The organism is Pseudomonas sp. DCA-1 (assembly GCF_046523955.1).
GTDB lineage: Bacteria > Pseudomonadota > Gammaproteobacteria > Pseudomonadales > Pseudomonadaceae > Aquipseudomonas > Aquipseudomonas putida_Y.
Window position 1 is genome coordinate 5368369 of sequence record NZ_CP169881.1, and the last position, 12283, is coordinate 5380651.

Genomic DNA, 12283 nt, shown 5'->3' on the forward strand with positions numbered 1-12283 from the left:
GTGCCAGGCCTGAAGGCATGATGCACCTGTGAGAGCTGGCTTGCTGGCGATAGGCCTCCACTATCACTCTAGCCCTGAACGACAACGCCTAGGCGGCTACGGCAATCGTCGAGTCGATGCGTTGAACCGACATATCACCAATTAGCGCAGGCCCCGCAGGTTCAGGGGCGAACGCAGCCATTGCGTCAACAAGATTCCCCAGGCTCGGTAGCGAGTGCTCGACAGCAAACAGCGATGACCCTGCTGAAAGGGCGGAAATTTCTGGCACGGCAACCGCTTCAGATGTGACCATTGCCGGCTGCGCAAAGATAAAGTCCTCCGCTGTCACCTGCGCAACTTCGAGCGCATCCAGGTACAGCATCTTCACAATACCTTCCTGCCCCGGCACTGCCTGAGTATCAACGGCTACACCGTGGATCTGCGCAAAGTCATTGAGTTTGAAGCGCTGGACTTTGCTGACGTGCAGATCCTCGAAGCGACTGATGCCTACCTGGGTCAGGTCAATCTTGTCGATACCGTGTCGGAACCCCCGAAGGGTGTTCTTGTAATCGCTCACACCTTCTTGTTTTGTCACCAGAAACACGCTGGGCGCAACCGTCGGCGGGGAATATATCGTGCCTGCCAACGAAGCCACCAACTGCCCGGATGCGTCACTGGCAAGCGACACGCCACCTGCACCACCGGTAAGCAGAACATTTGCGTTGACAGGCGGGGTCGTCTGCTCTTCAGGGCTGCCCTCGAAATAACCTGGTGCAGCGGTGAAAGCGTCAAGGAAACGGAAGTTCGCTGACCGCAGTTCAGCAATCGTAGTGTCCGCAATCGTCAGCTTCTGCCCACTGCCAAGGTCGAGCACAGTCGAATTGCCGTCCTGTTGCATCTGCAAGTCAGCAAACCCTGAACCACCAAAGCCGACCAGGTCGATCACCTCACGCGAAGTCTCGAACTGCTTGAGTACATCGTTACCGCCTGCACGCCTGTGGATGACAAAGCGGTCGGTACCCTCACCCCCCTTGAGGAGATTGTACCCACGGCCACCATCCAGTAATGCCCCGGCGGGCCCGGCGATCAAGGTATCGTCGCCATCACCACTGATAAGGTTTTGCACCGAGCCAGAGGTTATGGTGAGCGCCGCACCGGCAATACTGGCGCTGCCGCTGGCCAGATCCACCGAGATACTGCGACTTACTGCAGCCGCGTTCAACGTATTGCGCCCGCCAGCGGTGCCGCTGATGGCATCGTCAAGCTTCGCGCGCCCTGGGTTTTCTGCCACCAGGTTCGCGTAGTCGTCGGTGAAGTAATAGACATCATCGGTGGTGCCGGGGCTGCCGACGAGGCGCAGCGTCCAGCGATCAAGCGTTAACGGTAAGCCAGCAACAGCATTACGCACCTCGAGTTTCCACTCCCCAGCCGAGCGCTCTGCGCGATGATGGGTCGACATGAACCCATATTTGAACGCCCCTGAACGCGAATCGCCCAGATCGTCATCACCCGAGCCCGGCGCCTTGCCTGTGCGATCGAGCAGTACGCTGCGCGTGCCGCCAGGCGACACCAGCGTGAGCGTCATGTCGCCAAGGCGGCCGACCATCGAGTGGACATCGACCTCCACATGCTCCACCAGCAAATCAGCCGGCAGGGTCAAAGACAAAGTCGCAACCTGTCCCGCCGCAACCTGTTGAGCCACTGGTGCACTGCTGGCTGTCAGCAGCCGTTCATTGGCCTTGGTCGCCCGGCTCCCCCAGGACTCGGCAAGGCGCACCGCGGCGCGGGCGTCGATCATGCCAAAGCCATAGTCGTGGCTGGCGTGCATGCCACCGCCATTCCAATTGCGCCCTGCGTTGTAAGCCCATTGGGTTGATGCGTCATCCACTTTGCGCGCAGACAGTGCGAGGATCTGCTGAACATCCCGGTAACCCAACCCCGGGTTGGCCTGCAACATCAACGCCACCACGCCTGAGACGATCGGCGCGGCGAAACTGGTGCCCTGAGTCGTGCTGTAGGCGCTGCCGACCGACGCACCGCGCTCCGCTTCAAGGCTGACGCCACTGGATAAAACATGGCTCCCCGGTGCAGCGACCAGCAAGCTGGAGCCTGGATTGGAAAAGGGTGCCGTGGCAGCTTGCAGTACCGAGAGGTCTGCCTTTGCGTTGATGGCCGCCACTTCAATGGCGTGGCGGTTGTTGTTGGTCAGCGAGCCCTGTGCATTACCGCCTTTATGGCGCTGGTTGCCACCAGAGGCGACGACGATGGTGCCTAGCCCGCCACGGCCGTTGGTGGCGGCAAGCGTAGTGCTGAATGCCAGCGCCAGAGCAGTATCGACTTTTCCTTCTGGAACATTTGTGAGTCCGAAGTCCGTTTTGAAACCCCAACTGTTGTTGGCTATGTCGTAGTTGACCATTTGCCCCAGATTGGTCAGGTCATCGCCTTTGTTGGCCAGGTAGTGCCCGCCGATCTTCGCCTCATATGCGATGCCGATCCCTCCTTGATCATTGCGCGCGCCAACCATGACCCCAGCCACTTGAGTGGCGTGATTGGACGCCAGAGCGGGCAGCGTGCCATTAGTGCGTTGAGTTTGTAGCCAGATAGGATCGATATTCGGCTTGAGATCGGGGTGCCCGATGTCGAAGATTTCCGGTGCCACGGCAAACTCCCCACCCGGCTCGAACTGCCCTATCCTCACCCCCTTGCCCGTGAAGTCACGCCATACCGGCGCGACATTGATCTCGTCCAGGTACCACTGCCGCCCCGACAGCGGGTCAGCGGGGGATTGTTCATGGCGCAACGTTACCGTTGCCCGCAAGGGTGCTGATGCAGCACTGCCCACTTCGGTCACACTCATGGACGCATTGCCGGCAGCATCGACCAAGTCGTAGCGGAAACTGACATCACCGTCATGGCCTGGCAACGGCGTGACCTCCACATCACCCTGCTCATTCAGCCGCACTGTTGCACCCTTGCCAGCGCTGACTGAGGCGATGCGCAATGGCCCGCTGCTGCCAAGTGGCTGGTCATTGCCCAGCAGCGCCGTTGCAGGGACTATCAGCGCCGTGTCAGTGGTGGCGAATGTAGCCAGTTGCTCAGGCGAGAGCCTGTCGCCGATTGGCATGGCGCCCCCGCCGAGAAGATCGATGGCAGCAATGTCGGCGAAGCTGAGTTTCTGGATGTTGCTCAAGCTCAGACGGCCATCTCGTCCCGCCACGGTGTCGGTGATCAGGTGGCCCGATTCGGTACGTGTGATCAGGTACTCGTCGTGAGCACCATGCAAACTGACCAGGTTGGTGCCCGCGCCTCCGTCAATCGTGGCATCGCCGCGTCCGGCCTCGATCACGTCATCGGCAGCACCGCCCGTAATCCGATCAGCGCCACCACCGGCGTAAATGATACTTCCGCCCGCCGAGGCCTGAATGCGATCCCCCTTGGGGCCCGCATAGATCACCGACTTGCCGGTACCGCCAATGATGTCGTTACGGCCCGTACCGCCAACCAGCACATCGTTGCCGCCACCGCCAATCAGCAAGCTGTCGCCCGAGCCGCCCTTTATGAAAACTCCGCGTTGACCGCCGCTGGCGATGATGTCCTTACCCCGCCCGCCTTGCGCAATTGTCAGCCCGGCCTTGGCCATGTTCAGCCCAACGCCATGCTCCCCCACGATCAGTGCCGTGTCGCGCCCACCATTGCCCTGCATGTTCGCCCAATCGTCGCTGGCACTGATCACGAATACATCGTCGCCCGCCCCGCCGTGATAGGTGTTGCTGCCACCGCCACCAACCAGCCAACTGCCCCCTGGGGCCGCGGTCAAGACATCATCGCCCGCGCTGCCGTACAGCGTCTGTACGCCGAGCGCTGCGGCGTCCAGCGTGCTGCCTTGAGCACTCTGGCTGATGTAGGCCCTTCGGGAAGTGGGCCCGCTTGACGAAGTCAGTAGAGTGCCACCCTCCTGGGCCTCGATCCGATTACCGACGGTATCGGCGAGAAACCTCACCGCCAGTACTTCCCGGTCCTCACCATTAACAGTGAAAGCGCCTCGGGAAATGACCTCGTTACCCTGACGCACCTCTCCTACCGGCTCGACCTGGCCGAGCCTGATCTGGCTAATGCCATGCTCCTGCAATGCCCTCAGCTCACCGGCATCGGCACGCCCGTCATGGTTGCCATCGACCCACACCTTCAATTGCGCCCAGATGGCGTCTTCAACGTTGATGACGCCATCGGCGTTGGCGTCGACACTTGCCAGGGCGGCGAAGCCATCCTTGAACGGTGTTTCACCAGAGCTGCCGTCGCTGCCTGCCTTGCCGCCGTAGTATTCGGAGAACAGCTGGCTGACGTTGCTCACCTGGCCGGTACCGTTGTCATGCACCAGCATGCCGGTCAGCCGGTCTGCCCAGCCGGTGCGGCGCAGTGAACCACTGTTATCGATATCGAACAGTACGCCTTCCTCGATACCCGTCAGACCAACGCCCTTGCCGCTGAGGTCGAGCAAGAGCGGGTCGACAAACGTGTTCACCGTGGTCATTGCTGCCAACCCGTTGAGTACCACGGCATTGCGCAGGCTGAAATCCGGTTGTTCATTGCCATCACGATAGAACTGAGCCAGATGCTGATTGGGTCGCACGTTGGGGTCGATCTGCAGCTCGCCAGGGCGAACACCACCGGTGGCCAAACTGCCCAACTGAGCGGAGGTGAAGTCGGTGTTGTCGAGGGTGCTGTCGGTGAATGCGATACTGTGGGTCAGGCGACGATCGACGTAGCCGTTGGAGACGTCATTGCGGATATCGTCCTGGCCTTGGAGGTCGCGGCGGGATTCGGTTGTGGGGGTGATTTCGATTTTGATTGAGGCGTCTGATGCACCTCCACCTAAACCAGTATCTTGATGTATGAAAAAATCAACCAGTTTGTCGAAAGTAGTTGACGCAAGATCGAACCATCCCGTGGGTGCTTCGATATGATGAAACCACTTTCTAGCAGCTCCAATTACCTCTTTTGAACCCAACACACTTTTTTGGCTCATAAAAGCATGGGTACGCCCTGCCAGCTCTAGCTCCTTCGCGGGATCCCCCGCAGAGGACAAAACCAGTCCCCAATATATCTGTTTACTTTCTTCTGGCAATCCTAAAAATATGGGATAAAGGGTCCAAGCGCTTTCAGGATATCCGGAACCTTCAAATACTTGCTTATGGAAATTCGCTATAGCAGCTTGAGGTATTGGCCCTGAAACAAAACCATCCACCGCATGCGCCTTTAACGCATTCAGATATTCCTTAGCCATATTAAAACGGATGGCTTCAACATCTTCATCGCGCATTGGCATACCCGCTTCTGCGGCTACGCCTTTCATGTAGTTTATCGCCGCCACACCTGCAATGCTGTTCCCCCGAGCCACACCATTTGCGAGCACCGCATATTTATCACCTTTTTCGGCTAATTTATCATACATCGCCGACGGACCTTCTTTTGTTAACAACTCGCTTGCAAGCTCGATATCAGAATGGCTTAATTTCATCATAAAAATTATCCTTGTATACCATTAGAAGCCAAGAAGATTTTTACACGCGATGCTATCTCACCCCACTCGCTCAATTCGTCCCATCCAAAATCAATCTTTACAATAGCTTTACTGTCCTCCAGCAAATATCTAAAATGACAGCGATGGTATTTAGACCTATACTTACTCCAACTACACCTTCCAATTTGCTCCATGTACCCATTTCTTTCAGACCAGAAAATCATCCGTGGTGAATTGGGGAAAACGCTATCAACACCTTCCACTCGATTCAAACCTAATTGTCTATCAAACACCTTGGCCTCTCGCTGCTTATGAGTTGCCTCGGAAATGAAAAAATCAAAGGTTTCGCGCAGTCCCCTCTCACCGGCGGGCCATGGTTCAATCGTCACTACGATTCCACTAAACGTCTCTGAGAAATAGTTTCCCGGCGTTAACTCAGGCCAGTTCATGGCCAGACTTAAAGAATATAAATTTGATTCACACCCTCTATCAACGCCGCCAGCCCCTCTCTTATAACTTCCTTCATCCTCATATTCCGGCCAGAAAGGAACATATTCGCTTGAAAACTCATACATAACACCGGACACCACACCACATACTTTTGGTGCAGGGGGTGCTACCGGCTTCGATTTCTCGCTTAAAGCAACAGTCGCCACTACTAAAGCAACACAGCTCGCGGGAAGACACAACGCGACGGCGGCGCTAACCCTCAGTGCATTCCATATAATTTCGTACAGCATTCTCCAGCCGTTTTTTTCTCGTAGCTGATTCGCGCCCATCTGTTATCGCCCTCACAAGTAATCACTTAGCGCTCCGTTAAACTTTCCTGCACATGTCGCCGCAAAGGTCTTAGAAAATAACTTATAACCTTGCGCTTATCCGTAATAACCTCCGCACGCACTGACATACCCGCCGTCAACGGAACATCCTGTTTTCCTACACGCATTATTTCCTTACCCAGGCGGACTCGAGCGCTATAAACCAACCCTCGCTTCTCATCTTCAATGGCATCGTCAGAAATACTCTCCACCACCCCCGGGACAACCCCGTACTGGGTAAACGTGAACGTCTCAACTTTCACTTCCACTGGCTGCCCGGGATATACAAAGCCGATATCTTTGTTCTCGACTTTCACTTCCACTTCCACCGGCTCGCCCGTCGGCACAATGACCATCAGTGTCTGCGCGGGTGTAACCACCCCGCCCTGTGTATGGATCGCCAACTGCTGGACGGTGCCGTCAACGGGGGATGTCAGTACCTTGAGGCGATGCCGCTGCTCGGCCTTGTTCAACTCCTGCTCAAGGGTTGCAATGCGCCGTTGCGCCTCACCGTGAAGATCGAGCATGGCTCTGCGCAGTTGGGCAATGGCACCGCTGCGGCGGTGCTGAGCAGCAAGCCGTGCAGCGTTCAGTTCGTCGATGCGCGAGCGCTGGAGTGCCAGTTCGCGTTCCTGCTCCAGGCGGGCCTGCTCCTTTTCCAGGTAGGTGTGCTTGGCCACGGCCGATTCGCTGAACAACAGCTTGTAATCCGCCGTCAGTTGGCGGGTGATCACCAACAGTTGCCGGAGCGCGTCAGCCCGGCCCTGGGCGGAACGGATTTCGGCAGCGCGTTGACCGATTTCGGCATCGGCCTGTTCCAGCGTGGCCTGCAACTCCAGGTATTGCCCCTCCAGCCAGCGCTGCGCGCCTGCCTGCTGCGCGGCCGTGGCCTGCGGTATCAATGGTGCCAGGGAGGCAGGTGCCACATCGCCGTCCAGCGCACTCAGCAGTGTGCTGGCGCGGGCCTGGTCGATCTGTGCAGCCAGCAGTTCGCTGCCCAGGCGCTTGATGTCAGCCTCGGTCAACTGCCCTTCCAGCTCGACCAGCACATCGCCTTTGCGCACCGGCTGGCCATCGACGACGTGGATCGACTGCACCACCGCGACCTCGCTGGCCTGTATCAACTTGCTCCTGCCACTGGGCACGATCTTGCCTTCGGCACTGGCGATGACATCGATCTCACCGATGCAAGCCCAGGCGAGCGCCAGCCCGATGAACATCAGCAGGCTCCACTGCAGGTAGCGCGGCAAGGGATGCACTGGCGTTTCCTGCAAGGACAGTGCCGCAGGTAAAAAGGCCAGTTCGTCGGGCTCACGTACGGGGCCGTCCATGCTCCGGCGCTTTCGCCATGCCGTTATCCACGCATCCCGGTAGCGCTCGGCAAGGTCCTTGAACGCCACACTCATACGGCGGCCCCGAGCTGCAGTTGATGCAGGTAGGCATAGGTGCCCTGTGGATAACCCAGCAGCTCATCATGAGTCCCTTGCTCGATGATCTGCCCACGCTCCATGACCACGATGCGGTCGGCATGGCGTACTGCCGAGAGCCGATGGGCAATGATGATGACCGTGCGCTGCGCGCAAATCCGCGCCATGTTCTGCTGGATGATCCGTTCGGACTCATAGTCCAGCGCACTGGTGGCTTCGTCGAAAATGAGGATGCGTGGGTTGCCGAACAGCGCTCGGGCGATGGCTATGCGCTGTCGCTGCCCACCCGACAGGCTGGCGCCGTGCTCACCAATCAGGGTTTCGTAGCCATCCGGTAATTCGAGGATGAACTCGTGAGCACCCGCCAGCGTCGCTGCGGCGATCACTTCTTCAAGCGGTGCCGCTGGGTTGCCGAGGGCAATGTTCTCGCGCACGGTGCGCCGGAAAAGCACGTTGTCCTGCAACACCACACCGATCTGCCGACGCAGTGACGCCACATCGGCTACCGCCAGGTCAGCACCGTCGAGCAGTACCCGCCCCCGCTCGGGTGAGTACAGCCGCTGAATCAAGCGTGTCAGCGTGCTCTTGCCTGACCCCGAGCGACCTACAATGCCTATCACTTCTCCGGCGGCGATCTTCAGGCTGACGTCGCGCACGACTTCGCCCCCGTCCGGCCGATAGCGAAAACACACACGATCGAGCTCGATCTGCCCGACAAGTGTGGGCAGCACCGTGCCCTTGCCTTGGTTGACCTCGGTACGGGTGTTGAGAATGTCACCCAGGCGTTGAATCGATACCCCTGTCTGCTGGAAGCTGGTCCAGAGTTGGGCCAGGCGGATGATGGGCTGCGACACGCGCCCTGCGAGCATGTTGAAGGCGATCAGCTCGCCCACCGTGAGTGCGCCTTCGATGACCAGCCGGGCCCCCAGCCACAAGGTGGCTACCGTGACCAGCTTGCCGATCAGGCCGACGCTTTCATTGGCGATACTGGAAAGGTTCTGGGTCTTGAAACTGGCAGATACATAAGCGGCCAACTGATCATTCCAGCGCCGGGTCACCTGAGGTTCCACGGCCATCGACTTCAGTGTGTCGATGCCGTTGACCGCCTCGACCAGAAAGGCCTGGTTCTCGGCGCCGCGCTGGAAGCTTTGATCAATCAACGCCCGCAGTAGCGGAGTAACGACCAAGGATACGAGAAAATAGAAAGGCAGCGAGCCAACGACGACCAGCGTCAACCATCCGCTATAGAGGAACATGACAGCGATGAAGACCACCGAGAACAGCACATCCAGCACTAGCGTGATGCTGTTGTTGGTCAGGAAACTTCTGATGTTCTCCAGTTCTCGCACTCGGGCAACCGAGTCACCGACTCGCCTGGCGTGAAAATAGGCGGTGGGAAGATCGATCAAATGCCTGAACAGTTTTGCACCCAGTTCGACATCGATTCTTGACGCTGTATGAGCTGCCACATAGGTACGCAACCCACTCAGCAATGTTTCAAACAGAACGACGACCAATAAACCCAAGGCGATAACATCCAGCGTGGTCAAACCGCGATGCACCAGGACTTTGTCCATTACCACCTGAAAGAACAAAGGCGTCAGCAAAGCCAGTATCTGAATGACCAGGGAAACCACGAGCACTTCGCCAAATAGCCGCCTGTACTTCACCAGGGCAGGAATGAACCAGGTAAAGTCGAAGCGTGACAGCCCGAGGGGCAACTGGGCATCGGAGCGAACCAGAATGAGTTCTCCCGACCAGCGCACCACCAGTTCCGCGAAGGTCAGCGCTTGCGGCGCGCGGGAATGGGGGTCCTGCACCAGAACCTTCTCGCCCTCCACGCGCGCGATGATGAAGTATTCACCACGCGTATCCACTGCAATAGCGGGCAAGGGCGTCTGCTGCAGCCGGGCCGGATCGACGCTGCGGTGTCTGGCCTTGAGGCCAAGTTGCTGAAATGCCCGAAGTAGTGTGCAGGTAGAGAAACGCTCACCCGCTGCTGCATGATCGTGCTGCAACTGCTCGGCAGAGACGGCAACACCATGGTAACGCGCCAGCGTGATAAGACACACCAGCCCACTTTCAATAGTGTTGGCATTGCCATCAGATAAATCAGCCATCACGCCACCTCTTATGAAAACCGGACATGAGGCGATACTAGCCCGAAGCAATAGGACAAACGTCCTACAAGCTTCCGACACAAGCGTGTGACACTTCTGACTTTTAAAGTCTATTCGTAGGAAGTTTCCTAACGGCGAGAAATCCAGTGTAGGAAGTTATAACTTACGCCGTAGGAATAAATAACCAGAATCAGACATACCCACTCTAGACCGGGTCTTTGAGTGGATATGTCGATTATCAGCGGATCAAGGCCCCCAGACCCTCGAGCAATCGCTGCAAAGCCCCCTGATTGGCCCGCATCACCGCCCTGCCCGCCTCGCCCATGCGCTGGGCATCCTGCGGCAGTTCCACCAGACGGCGCACCGCGCCGGCCAGCCCGTCAGCATCATCCACCTGCTGCAACGCACCCGCCTCGCGCAGCATCGCGCTGATTTCGAGGAAGTTGAACACATGCGGCCCCATGAGCACCGGCAAGGCCAGCGCCGCAGGCTCCAACGGATTGTGCCCACCGGTCGGCACCAGGCTGCCACCGACGAAGGCAATGTCGGCCAGGGCATACAGGAACAGCAGTTCGCCCATGGTGTCGCCCAGCAATACCCGCGTTTGCGCATCGACCAGCGTGCCGGCAGAGCGGCGCACGGTGGGGAACTGCTCGCTGCACAGCGCATGCACTGCATTGAAGCGCTCGGGATGGCGCGGCACCAGGATCAGCAAGGCATCGCCATGCACCTGCAACAACTGCCGATGCGCCTGCAGGATCAAGGCATCTTCACCTTCGTGGGTGCTGGCGGCGATCCACACAGGACGCTGGCCGCCCCCCCACTGTTCACGCAATGCCTTGGCGCGCGGCAGCAGCTGTTCGTCGATCTTCAGGTCGAACTTGATCGAACCGGTGACTTGCACGCGCTCAGGGCGTGCACCCAGGTCACGGAAGCGCTGGGCCTCGGTTTCGGTTTGCACGGCAATCAGGCTCATCTCGGCCAGCATCGGCCGGGTAAGCCTGGCAAAGCGCCCATAGCCACGGGCCGAGCGCTCGGACAAGCGCGCATTGGCCAGCGCCACCGGAATGCCGCGCCTGGCACACTGGTGAATGTGGTTGGGCCAAAGCTCGGTTTCCATGATGATGCCCAGCTTAGGCTGCACATGATCGAGAAAACGCCCCGCCGCCCAAGGCAGGTCGTAGGGCAGGTAGCAATGCTGCACGCGCGGTTCGTCGGCGAACATGGCGCGGATGCGTTCAGAGCCGGTAGGGGTCATGCAGGTCAGTGTGATCGGCAGCTCCGGATAAGCCTTGAGCAAGGCACGCACCATGGGTGCGGCCGCAATGCTCTCGCCCACCGATACCGCATGCACCCAGATGCCACCCTGGCGCATGGCCGGCAGCTTGAAAGCAAAACGCTCGCCGATACGCTGGCCATAGGCCGGCGCCTTGCGCGCGCGCAGGTACAGGCGCAGCGCAACCAGCGGCAGGCCCAGGTGAAACAACAAGGTATAGAGAGTTCTGTTCATGGCGGCGAATTCTACCCGATCGCGCGAAGGTGCACTGCAAAGCGCTCGGCCAGCCACTGCGCGGCCGGGCCCAGAGGCTCATCACGGCGCCAGGCCAGCTCCGCCACCAAAGCCGGCGGCCGCCAATCGCTGTCCAGTTCGACCATGTGCGCCTGGTAGGTCGGGTACTGCACCACATGCCGGGGTAACCAGGCCCAGCCCAGGCCGCGCATCAGTAGTTCGGCCATGGCGTAGAAGCTGTCGGCACGCCATACCTGCGGGCTGATCGCCTCGCCGCCAGGGTAACCGCTTTGTTGTGGCGTGATCAGCAACTGCCGGTGGCGGGCCAATTGTTGGCGGGTGACCCGGCCTTCGCCTGCCAGCGGGTGGCCGGCCGCGCACACCGTGACCATCTCCACGCTGCCCAAGGCACGGCGTTCCAAGGAAGCCGGGATGCTTTCGTGGAGGAAGAACAGGCCCAGATCGGCGCGCCGCTCCACCAGCTTGCGCGCCACATCGCCCTGGGCTCCACTGGCCAATTGCACCTCTAGGAACGGGTAGCGGCTAGCCAGTTCGTCAAGGCTGTCGATCACCGGCTGATATGGCATGGCTTCGTCCTGCGCGACCCGCAGCAAGGCCTCCTGCCCGCGCATCAGGGCCAGGGCGCGGCCATCCAGGCGTTCGCACTGGCGTAACAATTCGCGGGCGTCTTCCAGCAAGGCGCTGCCATTTTCAGTCAGTTTCGGTTGCCGGCCGCTGCTGCGCTCGAACAGGGTGACCCCTAGGTCTGTTTCGAGCAGCGCGATGGCGCTGCTGATCGCCGACTGGGCTTTGTGCTGCTCACGTGCCACCGCGGAGAACGAGCGCAGTTCTGCAACGCGCAGAAAGGTACGCAATTGTTCAAGATTCCACTGCTCGGCCATCAACCT

The 12283-nt window shown here is 59.1% G+C and carries 6 protein-coding genes; all 6 read right to left on the minus strand.

The features are described 5' to 3' along the window. Positions 1 to 88: 88 nt before the first annotated feature. Positions 89 to 5500 (minus strand): S8 family serine peptidase, encoded by a 5412-nt coding sequence (locus tag ACE4QZ_RS25305; protein WP_031322451.1) that lies wholly within the window; start codon positions 5498 to 5500, stop codon positions 89 to 91. A 5-nt stretch (positions 5501 to 5505) separates the two neighbouring features. Next, a complete protein-coding gene (locus ACE4QZ_RS25310) occupies positions 5506 to 6279 on the minus strand; it encodes a hypothetical protein (protein ID WP_135192559.1) in 774 nt (257 codons plus the stop codon). Between the two features lie 26 nt (positions 6280 to 6305). Continuing rightward, positions 6306 to 7724, minus strand: a complete 1419-nt coding sequence (locus tag ACE4QZ_RS25315) for an HlyD family type I secretion periplasmic adaptor subunit (RefSeq protein WP_028698119.1) — start codon at positions 7722 to 7724, stop codon at positions 6306 to 6308. Beyond that, positions 7721 to 9865 (minus strand): type I secretion system permease/ATPase, encoded by a 2145-nt coding sequence (locus tag ACE4QZ_RS25320; RefSeq protein WP_021783851.1) that lies wholly within the window; start codon positions 9863 to 9865, stop codon positions 7721 to 7723. The genes ACE4QZ_RS25315 and ACE4QZ_RS25320 overlap by 4 nt, the downstream gene beginning before the upstream one ends. A 238-nt stretch (positions 9866 to 10103) precedes the next feature. After that, entirely contained in the window at positions 10104 to 11375 is a 1272-nt protein-coding gene (gene waaA, locus ACE4QZ_RS25325) for a lipid IV(A) 3-deoxy-D-manno-octulosonic acid transferase (RefSeq protein ID WP_021783850.1), read from the minus strand. 11 nt (positions 11376 to 11386) lie between these two features. Next, positions 11387 to 12277, minus strand: coding sequence for a LysR family transcriptional regulator (locus ACE4QZ_RS25330; RefSeq protein WP_021783849.1), 891 nt, complete (start codon positions 12275 to 12277; stop codon positions 11387 to 11389). Positions 12278 to 12283 lie beyond the last annotated feature (6 nt).

What these genes read in the sequence shown, in the direction of transcription:
- waaA (WP_021783850.1), bottom strand. Translation starts at nt 11,375, where the DNA reads ATGAACAGAACTCTCTATACCTTGTTGTTTCACCTGGGCCTGCCGCTG.
- ACE4QZ_RS25320 (WP_021783851.1), bottom strand. Translation starts at nt 9,865, where the DNA reads ATGGCTGATTTATCTGATGGCAATGCCAACACTATTGAAAGTGGGCTG.
- ACE4QZ_RS25330 (WP_021783849.1), bottom strand. Translation starts at nt 12,277, where the DNA reads ATGGCCGAGCAGTGGAATCTTGAACAATTGCGTACCTTTCTGCGCGTT.
- ACE4QZ_RS25310 (WP_135192559.1), bottom strand. Translation starts at nt 6,279, where the DNA reads ATGGGCGCGAATCAGCTACGAGAAAAAAACGGCTGGAGAATGCTGTAC.
- ACE4QZ_RS25305 (WP_031322451.1), bottom strand. Translation starts at nt 5,500, where the DNA reads ATGATGAAATTAAGCCATTCTGATATCGAGCTTGCAAGCGAGTTGTTA.
- ACE4QZ_RS25315 (WP_028698119.1), bottom strand. Translation starts at nt 7,724, where the DNA reads ATGAGTGTGGCGTTCAAGGACCTTGCCGAGCGCTACCGGGATGCGTGG.